General features: G+C 42.6%; 17 protein-coding genes. 8 read left to right on the top strand and 9 right to left on the bottom strand.

Translation table 11 applies throughout. The features are described 5' to 3' along the window. Positions 1-94: 94 nt before the first annotated feature. The 4 genes from KCTCHS21_RS11445 to KCTCHS21_RS11430 all read right to left on the bottom strand — a co-directional run bounded on the left by KCTCHS21_RS11445 (position 95) and on the right by KCTCHS21_RS11430 (position 7,296). Positions 95-1,795 (bottom strand): UvrD-helicase domain-containing protein, encoded by a 1,701-nt coding sequence (locus KCTCHS21_RS11445; protein WP_197726539.1) that lies wholly within the window; start codon positions 1,793-1,795, stop codon positions 95-97. Then, positions 1,786-3,837 carry an ATP-dependent nuclease gene (locus KCTCHS21_RS11440; protein WP_130607816.1) on the bottom strand — a complete coding sequence of 684 codons (2,052 nt, stop codon included), beginning with the start codon at positions 3,835-3,837 and terminating at the stop codon, positions 1,786-1,788. Before KCTCHS21_RS11440 ends, KCTCHS21_RS11445 begins: the two co-directional genes overlap by 10 nt. 329 nt (positions 3,838-4,166) lie before the next feature. Beyond that, the gene (locus KCTCHS21_RS11435; RefSeq protein WP_197726521.1) at positions 4,167-4,400 is read right to left on the bottom strand and encodes a hypothetical protein; all 234 of its coding nucleotides are present in this window, start codon (positions 4,398-4,400) and stop codon (positions 4,167-4,169) included. 322 nt (positions 4,401-4,722) lie between these two features. Further along, on the bottom strand, positions 4,723-7,296 hold the full coding sequence (locus KCTCHS21_RS11430) for an adenosylcobalamin-dependent ribonucleoside-diphosphate reductase (RefSeq protein ID WP_130607814.1): 2,574 nt from the start codon (positions 7,294-7,296) through the stop codon (positions 4,723-4,725). Positions 7,297-7,815: 519 nt separating this feature from the next. On the opposite strand from KCTCHS21_RS11430, the gene KCTCHS21_RS11425 reads away from it, so the two are divergent. From KCTCHS21_RS11425 to KCTCHS21_RS11415, 3 genes are all read left to right on the top strand, one after another. Then, the gene (locus KCTCHS21_RS11425) at positions 7,816-9,486 is read left to right on the top strand and encodes a DEAD/DEAH box helicase (protein WP_130616461.1); all 1,671 of its coding nucleotides are present in this window, start codon (positions 7,816-7,818) and stop codon (positions 9,484-9,486) included. After that, entirely contained in the window at positions 9,483-10,367 is an 885-nt protein-coding gene (locus tag KCTCHS21_RS11420) for a YqhG family protein (RefSeq protein WP_130607812.1), read from the top strand. The genes KCTCHS21_RS11425 and KCTCHS21_RS11420 overlap by 4 nt, the downstream gene beginning before the upstream one ends. 175 nt (positions 10,368-10,542) lie before the next feature. Continuing rightward, on the top strand, positions 10,543-11,436 hold the full coding sequence (locus KCTCHS21_RS11415; protein ID WP_130607810.1) for a hypothetical protein: 894 nt from the start codon (positions 10,543-10,545) through the stop codon (positions 11,434-11,436). On the opposite strand, the gene KCTCHS21_RS11410 is transcribed toward KCTCHS21_RS11415, so the two are convergent. Beyond that, entirely contained in the window at positions 11,427-11,660 is a 234-nt protein-coding gene (locus KCTCHS21_RS11410) for a YqzE family protein (RefSeq protein WP_130607808.1), read from the bottom strand. The genes KCTCHS21_RS11415 and KCTCHS21_RS11410 overlap by 10 nt on opposite strands. Positions 11,661-11,819: 159 nt before the next feature. On the opposite strand from KCTCHS21_RS11410, the gene KCTCHS21_RS11405 reads away from it, so the two are divergent. Then, a complete protein-coding gene (locus tag KCTCHS21_RS11405) occupies positions 11,820-12,488 on the top strand; it encodes an N-acetylmuramoyl-L-alanine amidase family protein (protein ID WP_130607806.1) in 669 nt (222 codons plus the stop codon). Here the strand turns inward: KCTCHS21_RS11405 and KCTCHS21_RS11400 are convergent. After that, complete coding sequence (locus KCTCHS21_RS11400; RefSeq protein WP_130607804.1) at positions 12,467-13,384, bottom strand: divergent polysaccharide deacetylase family protein; 918 nt, start codon at positions 13,382-13,384, stop codon at positions 12,467-12,469. The two genes, KCTCHS21_RS11405 and KCTCHS21_RS11400, sit on opposite strands and share 22 nt — an antisense overlap. A 718-nt stretch (positions 13,385-14,102) precedes the next feature. Beyond that, complete coding sequence (locus KCTCHS21_RS11395) at positions 14,103-14,663, bottom strand: WGxxGxxG family protein (protein ID WP_130607802.1); 561 nt, start codon at positions 14,661-14,663, stop codon at positions 14,103-14,105. Between the two features lie 201 nt (positions 14,664-14,864). Between KCTCHS21_RS11395 and KCTCHS21_RS32095 the strand changes: the two genes are divergently transcribed. Both KCTCHS21_RS32095 and KCTCHS21_RS11385 read left to right on the top strand, forming a co-directional pair. Beyond that, positions 14,865-14,993: a DUF3185 family protein gene (locus KCTCHS21_RS32095; RefSeq protein WP_157994021.1), complete on the top strand. Its 129-nt coding sequence runs from the start codon at positions 14,865-14,867 to the stop codon at positions 14,991-14,993. Between the two features lie 113 nt (positions 14,994-15,106). After that, positions 15,107-15,238, top strand: a complete 132-nt coding sequence (locus KCTCHS21_RS11385; protein WP_408621804.1) for a sporulation protein YjcZ — start codon at positions 15,107-15,109, stop codon at positions 15,236-15,238. Between the two features lie 58 nt (positions 15,239-15,296). Here the strand turns inward: KCTCHS21_RS11385 and KCTCHS21_RS11380 are convergent, their stop codons facing one another. Continuing rightward, the gene (locus tag KCTCHS21_RS11380; RefSeq protein ID WP_130607798.1) at positions 15,297-16,217 is read right to left on the bottom strand and encodes an AraC family transcriptional regulator; all 921 of its coding nucleotides are present in this window, start codon (positions 16,215-16,217) and stop codon (positions 15,297-15,299) included. Between the two features lie 185 nt (positions 16,218-16,402). Here KCTCHS21_RS11380 and KCTCHS21_RS11375 point away from each other — a divergent pair, with 185 nt between their 5' ends. Both KCTCHS21_RS11375 and KCTCHS21_RS11370 read left to right on the top strand, forming a co-directional pair. Beyond that, entirely contained in the window at positions 16,403-17,206 is an 804-nt protein-coding gene (locus KCTCHS21_RS11375) for a phytanoyl-CoA dioxygenase family protein (RefSeq protein ID WP_130607796.1), read from the top strand. Further along, positions 17,203-18,117, top strand: a complete 915-nt coding sequence (locus KCTCHS21_RS11370) for an NHL repeat-containing protein (protein WP_130607794.1) — start codon at positions 17,203-17,205, stop codon at positions 18,115-18,117. The genes KCTCHS21_RS11375 and KCTCHS21_RS11370 overlap by 4 nt, the downstream gene beginning before the upstream one ends. A 154-nt stretch (positions 18,118-18,271) precedes the next feature. Here the strand turns inward: KCTCHS21_RS11370 and fur are convergent, their stop codons facing one another. Next, complete coding sequence (gene fur, locus KCTCHS21_RS11365) at positions 18,272-18,757, bottom strand: ferric iron uptake transcriptional regulator (protein ID WP_130607792.1); 486 nt, start codon at positions 18,755-18,757, stop codon at positions 18,272-18,274. Positions 18,758-18,798 lie beyond the last annotated feature (41 nt).

Genomic DNA, 18,798 nt, shown 5'->3' with positions numbered 1-18,798 from the left:
ACTTAATTTACACAACTGCATTTACGAATATTATCCGTCTAACAACGGTTTTTATATTAGAATCGAATCTTATGTATATTTCTGGCTTACAGTATTAAACCGTTACAATTCCGAACATTAACTTCAATTTTGTCATGTTATCTTCAGACAATGTAGGTATATTTATATATAATCGTTTAATGGCCCGGCTTATCGCTACATAGTTTATTCTTTGCTCTTCTTTATCATTCAAATTGGGGGATAATAAAAATTCAATGTCACTTTCGTCTCTTAAAACAACTAATACATTATTAAATTCATCACCTTTTGATTTATGAATAGTTTTGTGTCTACTAATATCCTCATCAATCTTTACACACAATGCTAGTTCTTGATAACTATGACCTTCATAAAAAGTTTTAGCTGCGCCATTTGCTAATTTAGATATATCAGCTTTAATATTACTTTTTACGACTGAATAAAAATCAAACAATGATTGGTCTTTGAATTCATTGTATTTTGACAAGAGTAAACAAATGTGACTTAAAGCCACTTTTCTCCGTTTATGTTTGTCGTGTTCATCTTTACTTATTTGCTCTAATTCTTTTATTGCATACTTATATTTGCCTTCACGAGCAAATTCAGTGGCCTTTAGACAAGCTGCAACTACTTTACTTCTATACTTATTACTACTAGTAGGTGTATCCTTAGCAGTTAATTCTTCAATTAATTTATCGTTAAATATGGTACCACTAATTTCTTTCTTCATAACATTTGAAGTAATATTTATCCTCGATAACGAATTTACAGGTTCGTTATTACTCATCTCTTTAGCTTTTTTAAGCGAAGCAAGCATTTCACCAACGATAATTGTAGGTTTATCGCCCTCCTCATTCTTGTATTTATTCTGCTTTATGTCTAAACGTACAGTATTTAATATGTCAATAATCTGATTTGTGCTTCGTCTATTATCTTCCATTACATAGTCAACTATTTCATCCAATGTAAATGAATGAAACTGTGAAGGTTCAGCACCTTGAAAGCCATATATAGATTGTGCTCTATCTCCAATAATCCCGACTATTGTTTCTCTCACTCCTATTAATTCCAATATTGCGACTTGTATTGGATTTGTGTCTTGAAATTCATCCACAAAAAAGTATGGAAACTTGGATTGCAATACTTTTAATATAAACGGATGCATCTTTACTAGTTGATAACTAAAAAAGAGCACATCATCATGATGAATTATTCCTTTTTCCCAAGTCATTCTCTTGTATTCAAAGTACGAGTCATTCTTAATGGAATATACTCCAACTTTACGTGGATAGTCAGTCTTTATAATTAAGTTATCTGATGAATCAAATTTCCACTTTGCAGCTTTAAAGGCATCAACTATTAATTTGTCATCCGTAATCCGTTGTTGCTTAGTCCTATCTTTCCATTCTTTCAAAAAAGAATAATTTGATAAAATAGTTTCGTCATGACCATCCATAGCAGCTAGATTCAAGTTATAATCAGCGACAAGAAATGAGGCATAGGGTTTTACAATATGCTTATATAAAAAGCTATGAATTGTTGCTACTTCAACTTGGGCTGCTGTTGTTCCTAATCGGTCTAAAATTGTTTCAACTGCAATATTTGTATATGTAATACAAACAACTTTCCTTGTCTTTCCTAATCTAGTTGAATGATGGAGCACATTTTTGATATGTTCTATTAACCAGTGTGTTTTACCAGCGCCTGGTCCAGCTGATACACGAAAATGTTGTTCAGTAGAAATCAGCGTGTCTGAATTTATAGAATTCATTGGCATATCCACGTGATGGCTTCTTTGATGTAATTAGGGACAATGAACTCTTTGTACTCTGATGTCCCAACTTGATTTAGATTTTCTTCAAGAACATAGGCTAATTCCAATGCATTCTCCCCTTTTCCGACTGAATTTAGATATCGAGATGCTATTATCGCCCTATACTTCTGATCTTTTGAAAATGAAGTGTTTTCAGTTATGCTATTACCAATTCTTGTATTTTCCTCGCTGTCTCTTAGTTTTTCAATATATTCACTAATCTGATTTTTATTATTAAAGTATGACATCAGTTCTTTAATTTCCACTTGATTACTCATGGATTCTGTTACCAATACATCAAGAGTAGGATTATACAAAATCAAATCATACTCAAAAGTCTTACCATAATTCACATCTTGACTAAACACGACAATATTTGAAGCTGTATTCGTGATAGGATACTTATTAGATATTGAATTATTTTGATATTTATATTTAATTTTGTCTTGATTATATTCAAACGGATAACATTTTTTGAAACTGCCCCCGGCAGTTAGTTTTCTCTCTGGATCTCTATCCGTCAGACAGACGATTTTCTTATTTAGTGTATTTGGATTTGCATTGTCAAATAAATGTAAAAAATGATCGAAAAATCTACCACCAACATTTATTACTGCGATGTGATTTTCTTCTAATGAGACACCTTCATATTTTGCGAATATTGAAAGAAGTAATTGTTCTGCAAGACCCTCCACTAAAATTACTTTTTGTGCAAAAAGCATATCTGATTTAGTTGCATCTAAAAATCGTTGAACATACTTTTTACTTTTTCCGTCTGAAGGAAATACTTTTCCGGGATAGCCTACTGTTGTTTCTCCTGCTTCATTGTGCAAGCAAATCATCTCATCCAATGATACTGAAGATGAAATATGTGTTGAATGAGTAGTCACAAAAATTTGTCTTACCTTCTTTTGCGTCTTATTCTTTTTTAAAAATTTCAAAAATTGATGTTGCATTGAAGGGTGCAAGTGCGCTTCTGGTTCTTCGATAGCTAAGATAGGAAATACTTTAGCATTACTGCCTAAATACTTGCCATCTGCATTTACTTGCATTTTCGCTAAGAGTAATGACATAAATATTAAGTTGTTATATCCCAGGCCGTTATGTGTTGCTGGTATCTTAATCCCGGATTCATACTCTAGAATTAATTTAAAAGCAGAGAACATCTCGACATCAGATATATTTCCTTCAAAGTTAGGTGTAGCCTTGTTAAAGGAAGCTCCAGTGTCACTTGCATATGCTAGTATTTTATTTTTTCCTTCCTTCATTCTATTCTGAAGTTCCATAAGTAATTGAACTGTATTACCATTAAAATCTTGCTTTCTCTTCTTAATTTCCGCCTTCTTATCATCTTCCAACATATCAACATCAGATTTTATTTCATAATCCATAAAAAAATCTAGAACACTTTTTAGCAATGTGTTTTTTCCACTAAGCATATCTCTCTCAACATCACGAATCGCATTTAAAAATTGAAAGTCGAATTTCTGCAATGATTCGTTATCAGCAACTGTTTGAGTAGTAGTATTTCCACCCCATATCTTATAAACATAAAGTCTAATGTAATCATGTTTTATTATTTTCCATGCCATTTCTACATCCGTTGTCGTTATAATTGTTGCTAAATAATTCTCTTTCTCTTTTTCGGGAAGAAAAAATTCGTATGTCAATGCTGCTTCATACGGCTCCTCTAATCTAACAAGCCAATCCCCAACTGTTGCCAAATCATCTGAATTTAGATCTTCATCAATGCTTTGTTTGATTGTAATAGTAATTTTAATTTTAGGAGGTTCCACTTTTAGTTCTCTCAAAGATATATTTTTATTGAAATCATCAATATCTAATCTTTTGGTTCCTTGCGAATCAAGTACCAAACCCAATGCTTTTATTAAATTTGTTTTTCCTGCATTATTGTGACCGATAATGACATTTACACCATCATTAAATTCTATCTCTTTGCTCTTAAAATTACGGAAATTTTCTAATGCAATTTTCGATATATACATTATTAATAGTCCTTTCTTTTGTTAATAGTTAAAATCGTTAGTTCCATTAACCACACAGCTACAGCAATTGCTGCATGAACCTATATGTTTAATTATTCTTATTAATTCGACAAAAATTCCCAAATACCTTGAATCAATAATGAACTCCTATTAATTATCTTATCTAAATAGCGTCTCAGGTGATGATTCTGAGAGGCTGGGATGAGAACGTGGAGGTATAAAAGACAGTTTCTGAAAGATCGTGAAGTTATATGGCCTGAACAGTACGGAAACTAAGAAAGAGACCTCCTGATGGGGGTCTCTTCTTTAAATCCTCATACACGTACAATTTAGACTTCAGTTCCAGTCAATATCCATTTACGTTTCAAAGGAATTTCTGCCTTAATATCTGCCTCTAACTGGTTATAACTTTCAAGCAACTCATTGATAATCGCTTTTTTATCCCACATTCTGAAATTGAAAAATTGAGAAGCTATTTTCTTATCAACTGTACTTTTGAATTCACTCCAAGATACTGTGTCTATATTAAAATTACTTACCTTAATTTGATCTTTAAGTTTCAACTCAGAGTAAATTCATTTTTTGTGAACATAAGTTTGAACTTGCAATTCTAAATAAATAGCCACTTAAACTTTCATCATCAAACGGTTGAGGGTGTTTTAGAAATGGAATCATTAGGTCACACTCCTATAACCAGATTGCATCAGTCTTTGGTATATTTAATTTTAATCAAAAGGGTAACCTAGTCTCTTTATGTTTATTCACTTGCATGCATAAAAGTGAATTTCTAACTATTTACGAAACAAAAATTCTAATCAGATCTGAAACATTTCTAATCGATTATGGAATATCACACTCCCGTTAGGTTTTTTCACCCCTCCCACCTCACAAACACTTGCTATACCCGCAATTCTGGCAAGTTTTACAACCCTCGACATACAGCAGGGATGCTGAGCCGCAGGATGGGCAGAAATCCTTAGATGTGAACACATCATTGAGCTTCTCCGCGAGAGCAGTATGGCTTGTTTCCACTACCGGAGCTTCATGAGCTGCCGCTTGCTCGTTATTTAATGTTCCTGAGTGAGTTTCCAGCGCTTGAGCGACTGCGTCGGCGATGGATTCTACTCGATTAGGGCCGAAGCCGACTGCGCCGGAGCCGCCGATGCCCTTGAGATGCTTAATGAGAAGGTTAATTTTGTTGCCGTGATCGCCATAGCGAAGGAACAGCGAGCATACCCGACCGAGCGCTTCCGCCATGGCGAAAACGTCGGAGCCTGCTTTACCGACGTTCAAGAAGATTTCTCCTGGCGATTCGTCGATGTCGTTAACCGTTATATAAGCCATCCCGAATGGCGTATTGTACTTGTAAGTTGCGCCACGCAATACTTTAGGGCGGCTCTTATACTTGTCAAACAGCGGCTTCTGATCAGAAGCTACAGTGACATTCAGTGAGACAGTCTGTGTTTCCACCGGAGTTTCTTCTATTTTCAAATCAACCGCTACTGCAACAGCCTCCGCCTTCTTCTCATCCTTAGCTGTGCTAAGAACCTGAACATCGCGACTACCGTCACGATAAATCGTTACACCCTTACAGCCAAGCTCGAACGCCATCTCATATAGCTCCGCTGTCTCTTCAATCGTGAAGTCTGCAGGACAATTGGCCGTCTTGGAAATCGAGCTATCTACCCAGCGCTGAATAGCCGCTTGCGCACGAATGTGATCCTTAGCAGATAAATCCATCGCCGTGACGAACCACTCTGGAAGCTCTTGACCCGGATGAGTGTCTTGCCATTCCTGAGCAATCGGCACATATTGCTTGTCATAGCCCAAACGGCTTTGACGGAAATATTCAAAGGCGAAATAAGGCTCGATGCCCGTAGAAGTGCCTACCATTGTTCCCGTAGAGCCAGTAGGCGCTTGAGTAATCACGGTAACATTACGCATGCCTCGATTAGAGATTGCTTCTCCTACTTCGGGAAACTCTTCGACCATATTTTTCATAAAACCACTTTGCAAGAACAGCTCTGAATCAAACGCAGGGAATGATCCCTTCTCTGCCGCAATTTCAGTCGATGCGAGATAGGCCTCTCGCGCTAGGAAGCCATACAGCTTGTCTAGGAAAGTCATACTTTCCGGGCTGCCGTAACGTATTTCAAGACGAATCATCAATTCAGCAAGCCCCATCGTACCTAAGCCTATCCGCCGCTCGTTCTTCTGGTTCTTCTCATTTTCCGGAAAATGATAGGGAGTAGTATCAATAACGTTATCTAAGAAACGTGTAGAATAATGAACAACGCGAGACAATTCATCCCATGCTACATCATGTGTTTCCTCATCATAGAACTTGGACAAATTAATCGCAGACAGATTACATACTCCCCATGCTGGCAGTCCTTGCTCACCGCAAGGATTTGTACAAATAATGGGGTTGAAGTACCAGCTATTGGACATTTGGTTGTAATACTCCATGAACACAACACCAGGCTCAGCAGACTTCCAAGCGCCCTCGATAATGCTTTGCCAAACATCATGAGCACGAACCGTACGATAGTGGATCACGTTTTTGCCGAGCTTTTTCCACTTATCCAAGTCGCCATCCCACAAAGCATCGTACTCGGAATCACTGGAATCTGGGAAAACAAGCTCCCAATCTGCATCCTCTTTGACCGCCTTCATGAAGGCATTACTAACGCAAACAGACAGATTAGCATTCGTGACCTGCCCCATCGTCTGTTTAACCGTGATGAAATCCTCAACATCCGGATGCCAATCGTTAATCATAAGCATTAATGCTCCGCGACGACTTCCTCCTTGTTCAATCAAGCCTGTCGTATAGCTAAACAACCCGCCCCAAGAAACCGCGCCACTGGATGAACCATTTACACCTTTGACGATCGCACGTCGAGGACGCAAGGAGGACAGGTTAATACCTACTCCACCGCCACGCGCCATTATTTCTGTCATTTCAGTTAATGTCTGCATGATACCGCCACGGCTATCATGAGGAGACGGGATAACATAACAATTAAATAACGTCAGCTCTTCGCTAGCTCCTGCGCCCGCAGCTATACGCCCGCCCGGTACAAGCTTCCAATCGTCTAATAGCCAACGGAATTTATCAGCCCATTCCTTTTTCTTCACATCTGATTGCTCCACGGATGATACTGCACTAGCGAGCCGCGCCCACATTTCCTTCGGTGTTTTCTCTATCGTTAAAGTCAGCTTCTCCACTGTAGATTGCACTAACTCACCGTTACGGAGCTTTACAGTTACTTTGTTCCCATCACGCTGAACGATTTCTCCAACATCCTTGGTCGGAAATTTAGGATCATCCTTCGTAAGAACAAGGACAACATCACCGACTTTAGCTTCGTTCGTATCCGCGTTTTTCCAAGCATAACGGTCCAGAAATATTTTCTCACTCAAGCCCTCTAATGGTCTCGTCCGTGTTGTCTTCAAATCCGGTTCACCCTCCCGAACTTCTAATTATTAAGGCATTCCCAGTCATTCGTTGCATCTCATACCACAAGTCAATTATACAACATATCGTATATGTAATCCATCAACAATACCATATATGGTTTATCCGCCTTTGTTCTTTCATTATGAATCGTCTATAAATATATGTTCAAGGTTGACCTAGCCCGATAAGAATCCCCTGCTTTCCTCGATCAGGTTTCGAATCTCTTCCGATTGCTCATACTATGGAATGGACGCTTACCATTCGTTACATTACCCTGCGAAACTTCATCCATTCCTATTCAGAGGGATCAAGTTAACGCCCAGGAGGACCTAAAGTTGCAAACCCCTTTCTCATCTCCAGCGGGAGATCCATCTGGCGCAGCTGCGGCCGCACCCGCTATTCCATTAACATCTGAGCCGCCATTAGCACCTGAAATCGAGGAAGCGGCCTTCGTTCCCTTCAAAGCTAGCTTTTCAACCGACCCAGCCCCGCGCAAGCTCCATCCGTTAGTAGAGATGCATGTAGATCGTGGAGCATTCGAAGAGCTGGAACGCCGTGTGGAGCGCAATGGTCCTTGGGATGACTGGTCCTTATATCAGCTCTCTTATGAAGCAGAGGAAGCTTCTCTTGTTTCTGATTTCCATGCCCTGCAATGCCTAACCCTATTGCCGCATTTTGATCCGTTGCCTCATCAAGTAGATACCGCTCGCAGAGTTCTTCATGAGATGAGAGGACGCGCCATTCTTGCTGACGAGGTTGGTCTAGGAAAGACAATTGAAGCTGGCCTTATTCTGAAGGAATATCTTATCCGTGGCTTGGTCAAAAAAGTGCTCATCCTCGTTCCCGCTTCTCTCGTTCTGCAATGGGTTCGAGAGCTTAATAGCAAATTTGACATTCCAGCCGTCGCACAGAAAAAAGCCTACACCTGGAACAACGATATAGTTGTCGCTTCAATGGACACCGCCAAACGTGATCCGCACCGCGCAATGCTGCTTGATAACGAATTCGACCTACTGATTGTAGATGAGGCTCACAAGCTTAAGAATAAGAAGACAGGTAACTATCAGTTCATTAATGAGCTACGCAAAAAATACTGTCTCCTGCTGACCGCTACCCCCGTTCAGAACGACATGTCAGAGCTTTATAACTTGGTTACTTTGCTTAAGCCAGGTCAGCTAGGTGGCGAAGGCGATTTCGCAACTAATTTTGTCGCGGATCGCAGAGTTCCTAAAAATGAAGCCCAGCTTCACGAAGCCATTGGCCAAGTTATGATCCGCAATCGCCGCAGTGATGGTGGCGTTGAGTTCACGAAGCGTATCGTTACGAATGTTCCTCTTCGCCTTTCCTCTGAGGAAATGGCCCTATACGAAGGGGTTAACGAGTATGTCCGCAAGAATGCGTCCTCAGAAGGCGGGGACCTGACTAGTATGCTGTCTCTCGTTACGCTACAGCGTGAAGTCTGCTCTAGCCGAGATGCCGTCTTCCTTACCCTCATTAACTTAGACAAAAAAATGGCTGAGGACTCTCCACTCCGGCCTCGAATATTGCAGCTAGTAGAACTCATTCGCAATATTAAAGCGAATACGAAAGCAGAAAAAACAATGGAGCTCATACGCAGCATCGACGATAAAGTTATTATTTTCACCGAATATCGCGCAACGCAGGATTACTTAATCCGATTTTTCAAAGAGCATGATCTGTATGCTGTCCCTTATCGTGGGGGAATGAATAGAGGCAAAAAGGATTGGATGATGGACCTCTTCCGCAGACGTGCACAGATTATGGTCGCAACTGAAGCCGGCGGTGAAGGAATCAATCTGCAATTTTGCCACAATGTTATCAATTTCGATCTTCCATGGAACCCCATGAGGGTGGAGCAAAGAATCGGTCGAGTTCATCGTTTAGGTCAGACAGAGGATGTGAAAATCTTTAATCTATGCACCCTCGGAACGATTGAAGAGCATATCGTGCATCTGCTTCATGAGAAAATCAACATGTTTGAGCTAGTTATCGGCGAGCTGGATGAGATTATTCAACAGCTGGAGAAGGTCGAATCCTTAGAGAGTAGATTGGCCCAGATCGTTCTGGAATCAACGGATAGTGAGGAACTACGCAAACGGATTGATGGACTTGGAGATACATTACTAGCTACGAAAAATCAGGTGCAACAGGAGAATCCATCATGAATACGAAACAGGTTCAGAAATTTACAGCGGCTTACTTGGATTCAACCGGGTGCCACTTCATTGAGAAGAGTCCGACTAGCATTACGGTTAAGCTATCTCCAGATGCAGACCGGGCTCTGACGAATCGCCCTTATTATTGGAGCTTCGTTGATCGGACAGGTGCTGACCCACAAACGATGACCTATCGGTGGTCGTTCGAGAATCCTTCCATGGCCAGCAGGGCATCGCTATCCCCTATCTCTTATGTAATGACGGAGTCGGGAAGAATCATTCAAGAGGATGTTTACTTCGGTTCGAGAAGGCTGCATCAGCTATTCGATGCCGTTAAGCAAGGTGGTCGCTGCGTTACTTTATTCGAGGAGCCTCCAAAGGGGAAAATGGACCCATTCGCCTCCCAGCCCTATACGGCATGGCTAGGGGTTAATTTTAAGGTTGGATACGAATGCGATATGAAGCGTGAGGAGCTATATGGCTGGGGAATTTCTTTGGCTACGGGCGTAATGGATGATCAATTTCTGGAAAAGGTGAAGGATAGGAAGCTCACTCCTCGTCTTCCTTCCAATGTTCATCTGCTGAAAAACGGCTTATCTCTGCGCAAGGGGATGTCTCAGTTAGAGCTGACGATGGAGCGGAAGCTCAAAAGCACCGACTTCTCCTGGGCATCCGAAGCAGAGCAACGTCGACAGGACGAGCTTGAGCGAATTCGCAACTATTACAAGCCTATGCTGGACAGTATGACTCATGAGGATCAGAAGGAGCAGCAAGCTGCTCTAGCTGTCCGTTTCCAGCAGCGTGAAGCGGAAATTGACTGGCAGTATCGTCCCAGAGTTTCTGTAACCGTCATGAATTGCGGAATTTTTCACCTGCCTGGCATTCACTAAGCGCCGGAATTGAAATTATGCGTTTTCTCGGCAAAAAAAGAACTCCGGTTGCCACATTCCGTAGACAGGTTGTAACAGTCTCAGCAGAGCTTGTCCCTTACAATGATTACAATTAGACGGCAATAGATAAATCGCTTCAGCTTTCTACTCCAACGATTGCAGGTGAATGCATCCGATGAAAACCTTTTTGCCTAAGCTACGCACGACTATTCTTGTTCCTTTACTGCTACTGTTTACGATTATCGCGGGGTATTCTCCTACTCAAGCGTTTGCCGCACCGTCTGAAGAAACTCATACGCCTTCTAAGCTTGAAAAACAGGTACACGAATGGGTTAGCCGATTAGCGAAGCATTCTCCCTTCAAGGCATGGCAAACTGCCGATCCGCAAATCGAAGCGCTCGGTCCAGGAACACATAGCTGGCTAGTTCTCTTTACTAAAGAAGGCAAAGACATTGGATACATGGTTGTTCATGCTGTTACAGAGGGGACCTTTCAGCTTGGGGAATATGGTGTGGGACCCTATTCGCTTTTCTCACAGCAGCGGTTAAAACAATCCCTGATCGATAGTGGGCTGGTGTCCAGCGACCAGTACAAACGGATAAATACGGTTAAGCATTATATTCACCCTTTCGCAGCTGCATGGGAAGTAACTATTGGTAATGAAGTATTCTGGTTGGATGCCAAAACAGCCGAGCAGCTTCCCCTAGACAGTGTTACTTGGAAGAAGCTCTTTGCGGAAGAAAAACAAGTAACCATCGGTTCATCAATAGGAGCAAGCATTGCTGACAGTAAATTCAATAAGCTTTTTGATGCTTATGACAGACTCCCATGGCTCACTAAAGAAGCCCCTTTCCCTGCGAAAGACGCCAAAAAAATACAGAGTCGCCTTAACAATAAGCAGCCTCTGCGTTATGTAACGGAACCGTTCGGCGACGCCATGTTATATGCGGTACCTGTTATTGGCTATCAGCGTTGGTCGAACGGTCGTATTGATCTAGCTATAGATATGGAAGGAACGCGATTTATTTCTCTTGAATCGTTGCTCAGTAAAGGATTATTTTATCGATAATCAGAGGAATTCACAGAACGCACCTCAGGGTGTGTTTTGTTTTTTGTATCTCTTCTATTCCCCCACCACATCATAAGACCCATTGGAGCCACTCCGAACCATCTCGTTAGCCACGGCTCACGACTGAGCTTCTTATGTGACTTAACCTCTGTCTCTTCCTTCGGACGGTCCATATAACCAACAACCTGCTCCGTCATGTATTTTATATATTCCGAGCTATCCATTAGTTATCGCCTCCTAAACCTTAGCATGCCCGATTTTTCACTTCCACAATCATAGTCATTTCTTGAAGGAAATTAGCATCTGTTTGTATGAGGTGGACTAGTTTAAGCCACGATAACAGAAGCAGCTAGATGAGGTCTAAGGGATGGTGAGGAATTCACATGTATCGAATTTTAATATTCATTTGTTCATTGCTGCTGTTAACGGGCTGGAAGGCAGAGCCGCCACACCTCAAACGTGCACTACCTTCCGCTGACGTGCTCATTGATGCTGGTCATGGTGGAATTGATGGTGGTACTCACTGGAACAGTATTCTTGAAAAGGATATTAATCTCGCTATCTCACGCAAGCTTTACTTGCTGCTCCGCAGCAAGGGCTTAAAGGTTATTCTGAATCGTACCGGAGATTATGCTCTCAGTGACGACAATCGTTGGAACGTAACACGTTCTCGCCATCGGCGCGACTTGTCGCAACGTCGTGGCTTGTCCAATGAGATTGGTGCCTCGCTGTTTGTGAGCATTCATGTTAATTGGTCTCCTAAGGGAAGTAAACGAGGACCTCTAGTCATACATCAGGCCGAGGCACACAGTGCCATGCTGGCCAGCTTCATCCAGAGCAACTTAAATCTACAGCAAGGAAGAAGCCGTCTTCCTATGGTTGCGGATAAATTTTATTTGTTGAATCGGGTTCAGGTGCCAAGTGTTATTGTGGAAACGGCTTTCCTTAGTGACCCAGGTGACAGGGCCATGCTAACCTCAATACCTGGTCAGAATCGAGTAGCAGCAGCTATAGCAAACGGGATAATGGACTATCGCTTCTTTTCCCCTTGAAGCGTAGGTGTCGTCGGTAAAGGGAGTAATTGAGTCAAGCGGACAAAAGTAGCTTGGCTCTTTAGTTCGGGGATAACATTTTTTAGCACCCCTGACGTATATAATCCTGGAGCGCCCACATGACCAATTACAATACAACGTTCATTTTTCGTCAAAAATTTCTTAAGTACCCCGATTTGATGCATCACATGGTTGTGAGTATATACATCATCCAGAAAAACATCGTTATGCAGAGTGAATACTCCGAGCTCCTTAGCCACTGCGGGCACAACTGTTTTGAAAGAGGTCCGGCTGTCTAAGAAAAATAACCCCTTCTCCTTGCATACCTGCAGCACAACTCGCATGACTCGCTTATCCGCCGTCGCTTTGGAGCCCATATGATTGTTCATTCCGATCGCATGTGGCACATCTGCTATTGCACCTTCAACTCGTTTGCGAATTTCCTCATCCGTCAAATCTGTCGTAATAGCCCCGGGTCCCAGCCAGCTCTTCAAGCCTCTTACGGGCTCCATTGGGAGGTGAACAATGACGTCATGACCTTTGGCAAAGGCGGCCTCTGCATCTTTTTTCGTTGTAGGAAGGAATGGCATGACTGCGACCGTTAATTTAATCGGCAGCTGTAGCATTTGTTCGGTTCCCTTCATCCCATTGCCCAAATCGTCGATGACTATAGCTATTTGTCGCGGGGCTGTGACGGGCTTGTCCCCTGGGGTTACTGCGTGAAATGAAGAGGGTTCGTGGGCTTGGGTGTTTGTTTGGGCGTGGGCTTGTGGATGGGCTTGGGTGTTGGCTTGGACGTACGCGTGTGTTTGTGCTTGAAAAGTGAAAGCACCTGTAAAAATGCCCACTGCTGCCAAAATTCCTATCTTTGAGAAACTTTTTTTTGTGTTTTTCATGGTTACATACCCCCATCAGCAATAGAAATCAAAAATCCCAGTTCTTCCGTTAGTATTTGTTCATATGGAAAATTTATGTACAGACGTTATGGCTCAGCTTATTAATCTGCGGCTTCAATGGGGCCATATAATGAACTTACTCAGATATATTTTACCGCTGGCTCTTCTCATCCCCCCGGATTGGAGGTAAGGTTCATCATTGGCACCATGTCGGGTTCGAGCGGGATTTAAGACATCAGAGGTTCACTCATTGGTACTTTGGTGGGCTGGCTGGCGAGATAAGGAACCGGGCGTTCACTATTGTTACTTTTTGCGGGCTGGCTGGGGAGATGAGGAACCGAGCGTTCACTATTGTTACTTTTTGCTACCGATGACTGGAGAGATAAGGAACCGAGCGTTTACTATTGTTACTTTTTCAGGGCTGGCTGGGGAGATAAGGAACCGAGCGTTCATTATTGTTACTTTTTACGGGCTGGCTGACGAGATAAGGAACCGAGCGTTCACTATTGTTACTTTTTGCGGGCGGGCTGGGGGATAAGGAACCGGGCGTTCACTAATGTTACTTTTTGCAGGCTGGTCCGGGGGATAGGGGATCGGGCGGGCGTTCACTATCGGTGCAGCTCTAGCGTGCGACTACTTGCGACTGACTATCCCACAAGAAATTCCCCGCTCAAGCCGTAGGGGCTCGAACGGGGGATTCTTAGCACTAGCAGTAATGTTATCGCGCTTCGTCACGGCTACGGCTGCGCATGCCCGCTAAACCGAATAGACCAAGCAGTCCTAACCAGCCCCAGTTTGAGGTCCTTTTTGCGGTTGTTTCCATTGTTCTTACTGTGTTGCGTGTAGTTCCGCGAAGACCATCATGCGTGGAATACGGCCGATAGCTATTCATTCGTGTGGAGTCATACGCTCCATACGTACCAAAATTTCCATTAGTTCCATAAGTGCTATAAGTTCCTGTTCCCATTCCGCCAGTTCCGATTCCACCTGTTCCCATTCCGTTTGTTCTCATTCCGCCAATTGATCTGTCGTAGTAGTTACCATTTGTATACGCGCCATTATTAGTTCCATTGCTGAGTATCGTGCTTGTGTTCGTCCCGGCTGTATTCGGATAGTACGTTTTGTTAAGACCGGGAGCAGTTCTTAAAGGAGTATAATCATTAGTGATGACCTTATTGGATTGCGCCTTACTGTTACTTGTGTCCTCCGCGAATGCAGGAACCATAAGCACCAAGGACAAACTCATCAACATCGTCAAGCTGGTCAGAAATTTCTTCAAGTGATAACCTCCTCAGATTAATTGATTACCCCACATAAGGTGTCCCTGAGGTAACTAATAAATTCTGAAGAAGTCTGCCAGTTACGGTATACTTTGAACAAATTCGACGGCACTAATACGAGGTGTTTTTATAGAAACAACAGCCTTAATTGAAATGAAGCAATCCATTAATCCTTTCGACTACCCGCTTTAACGCTTATTTTGTTCGGCGCCACAGATATCATTTTTGAACGAGAAATTGTTGGAGCTATCCTGCTGGTTGTGGGAATTGTCCTAGGAATTTACGGCTTACAACGCTACAGAACATTAAGGCGCAATTACAGCTTGTAAACCATAACTAACCTTCAGCCCGACTTTTCTGCTCGATGGGTGAACGTACTGACCATATAGTCATCCCGGCATATGCTGTTTATGTGACCGAATGTCATAATAAACGCACGGTGGTGATAGACTTGGGATACCCTGTTGCAGGTGTCGGTGCAGGTTGTGGCGTTAGTGGTGGCGGAATAGGTGCTGCTGCATTCGCACTTGTACTTTTCGTTCTCTTGGTAATCATCTTGCGCGCTGGTTATTAATGTAAGATAGCTTAGTATTCTGACCCCTGAAGCCTAATGAGGCTCGGGGGTTTTGCTTTTACTTCAAGCTTAGCCATCTAAGTGAATCCGCATAACGCTTTGGAGACAATCCCTCCGATTTTTTGAAAAGCTTACTAAAGTAGAAGAGATCGCCAATCCCCACTTTTTCTGCGATTACTTCAATGGTAAGCGACTGCTGTCGTAGCAAGCGTTTGGCCTCCTCCATCCTAAGCTGCAGCAAGTACTGGGAGCAAGATTGCCCTGTTGCCTGCTTAAACAAAGTACCAAAATATTTAGGCGACAAATTTGCTCGCATAGCTAGCATCGGTAAATCCAATTTTTGAGTATAATTTTCCTTCATGAATTGGATAGCATCAAGCATGAGATCCGCATGAGAATGACCAATCCAAATCCCTTCCTCCGTCGTTAACTCTTGCTGAATAAGTCCGATCAGTTGAAGCATTGAAGATTTTAACCAAATCTGGGCATCCGATCTTGAATCTTGAAAACGCAAGCACAGCTCTTTAAAAGCTTCAAAAAATTGGTGCACCCGGCTCGGAGTCATATGCTCTGGAATGTCCATATCTGTAAATTCAGCGTCCGGCCTAGCTTGAAGCCAATGGGTATCCGGAGTCCCTTCATCTAATCGTCGTCCCAAATAGACAGCATAAGGAGAGAAATCCGCCGCCTCACCTAAAAAAACATAATCGAAATGCACGGCAAAGCAATGCATCGGCTCATCGTCATGTACGAACATTTCGTTCGTTCTATTCGGACGAATATATAACAGATCACCCGGTCCCATCGGATGCTCTTTATTCTCAATTCTAAGTCGGCCTTTCCCTTTCACTACATATATAAATTCATGATCATAAATATATCTTTCCGGGGTGTGCTCCCCTGGTGGAATAACGACTTCATGAACGAAACGGACGTAAGGAGATATTGTTTTGTAATCAACCCGATAAGCTCCAGCCATTTTCCAAAAACTCCTTCACTTTCGACTTATGTTCTTTCCTCTATTGTAACATCCAATAAATCCATTGTTTATATCACTTTATCGCATTCGACTTTTTTACAAAAAGTTCAGAATTCTCTCCATCCCCTCTTCCCCCAACTCCTTGTAAGATAAGAGCATATTCAACTTCGAGGAGGAACAAAATAATGACAACTAACTTATCGAACACGCCAATAACAGATGAACACATTACTTTTTACAAAGAAAACGGTTTCGTTAAAGTAGAAAATATGCTCACGCCAGAGGAATTGACTGAGCTTCGCGAATATCTTGAGGAAGCCATGCTAGCTGACAGCGATCGCTCTGTAAAAACAGATAAGAAAGACGGCTTGTATTATCGGGTATTGAACCAGAAGGTTAACACATGGAGAGATCATGCTGGAATGGGAAAATTCAGCTTTCATAAGCGATTTGCCGAGTCTGCCTTAGCTTTAACTGAAGCGAATGAAATTCGTTTTTTCCACGATCATGGGCTCTGGAAAATGCCAAACGACTCCAAACCGACACCGTGGCATCAAGATACTCCATACTGGCCAATCAACGAAACAGATAAAGGCATGATGTCGATCTGGATCGCCTTGGATGATGTTAATGAGGATAATGGCTGTTTGGCCTTCGTTCCTAAATCACACAAGCTAGGCAAACTGACGGGTATTGATTTCTTAGATCCGCAAAACATCTTTGATTATGTAGAAGGCGGACAATTGGACGACCAGAAGCCAGTCGTTGTACCTCTTAAAGCTGGTAGCTGTACGTTCCACAATGGCTTAACTTTCCATTACGCCCATGCGAACGCGACTGATCGTCCACGCAGAGCTCTTGCCATTATTTTCATGCCAGATGGCATTACGTTCAGCGGTGTAACCCATCCAATAACAGATGGTGTCAGCTTAGAAAAGGATCAAGCGATTAAAGGGCCTTTATTCCCTTTATTGGCCAAACGAGTATGATGAAAAATAATACTAAGTTAGAGCTTATTCCTGATTGGGCGAAGCTTCCTGAATCCGTGACACTTGGCTATACGCATGGGGTTGCAACTGACTCCAAAGATCGCGTATTTGTATTCAACATGAGCGAGCATGCTATCGCTATTTTCGACCAAGATGGTGAGTTCCTTACTTCATGGGGACAGGCATTCGCTGAAGGTGCTCACGGCATGCACTTGCAACAAGAGGATGATGGCCAAGAGTATGTTTACTTAACGGACATCGCCCGCAATCTTGTCGCTAAATATACGCTTGATGGAGAAGAAATCCTTACCATTGGAGTCCCTCCAGTTTCGGGGCTATATCCTACGTCTGAGCATTATAAGCCTACAGATATAGATGTCGCACCGAATGGAGATATCTATGTCGTTGATGGCTACGGCCAATACGCCATTCATCGTTATGATTCCAAGGGAAATTGGCTGCAGTGTTGGGGAGGGAAGGCTGATACAAAGCACATCTTCTATGAGCCGCATGGGATTTACATTGATACGCGTCCAACTGAGCCCCTCCTTTATGTAGCTGATCGTCGACACCAGCGCTTTGTTAGCTACCGTCTTGATGGCACATTCGTTCAGGATTATCACGGAGACTTCTTGCTTCCTTGCGACTTGGTCGCATTTGGCGATGATGGTTTCATTATCCCAGACTTAAATGGACGGATTACCGTAACGGATGGCAGCTTCCAGAATGCAGTTCATACTGGTGAGAATCCGCTTATATGGGAAGACTCGAGATGGCCTAACATTCCACCGTCGGAGTGGACTAAGGATCGTTTTAACTCGCCACATGCCCTCTGCGTAACTAGAGACAATCATGTGCTTGTTGTTGAGTGGGTTCTGAACGGACGAATTACTAAGTGGAAAATAACCTGAAGAACGTAACAAGCAGAAACGTAAATGGTGTCCATTAGATGCCGGTGGAGTTTTTGCTGTGACGATTTAGAAAGGTTAAAAAGCCATCAAACCCACCTGATAATTCGTGGTTTTGATGGCTTTTTTGTTACTCTATTCAAAGAGGTTAAGTTAATTAGGAAACCGCCTTGCTCATTTTCTTACATGCTTTGCTATTGTTCTTACACACTTGGTAGTTCCCCATAAAGTCCAGCCGATGATCGGTTACTTTGAATCCATATTCGCGGGCTACTTTCTGCTCTATTTCAAGCAGCCAGTCGTCCTCAATTTCTTCAAGGGCTCCACATACATTACAAACCAGATGGTGATGCATATGCTCATGGCCTTCCAAGCGCAGATCGAAACGTGCTACCCCGTCTCCGAAGTTCACCTTCTGCACAATGTGTAATTCCGCAAGAAGCTCCAAAGTGCGATATACCGTAGCAAGACCAATGTTAGGAAATTGCGTCCTTACGAGCATGAAAACATCCTCGGCACTTAAATGATCCTTCTGGTTTTCAAGCAACACCTTAAGAGTAATTTCACGCTGAGGGGTTAGCTTGTATCCTTTCGCCGTCAATTGGCGATTAATTTTTTCCATTTGCTCTGCGATATTTATCATTCAATGGATACCTCCATTTCTACAGCCTTATAGGGGTAGTC

Source organism: Cohnella abietis (genome assembly GCF_004295585.1).
Taxonomy (GTDB): domain Bacteria; phylum Bacillota; class Bacilli; order Paenibacillales; family Paenibacillaceae; genus Cohnella; species Cohnella abietis.
Note: the sequence above shows the minus strand (reverse complement) of the source record. Positions and strands in the feature narration are given on the sequence as shown.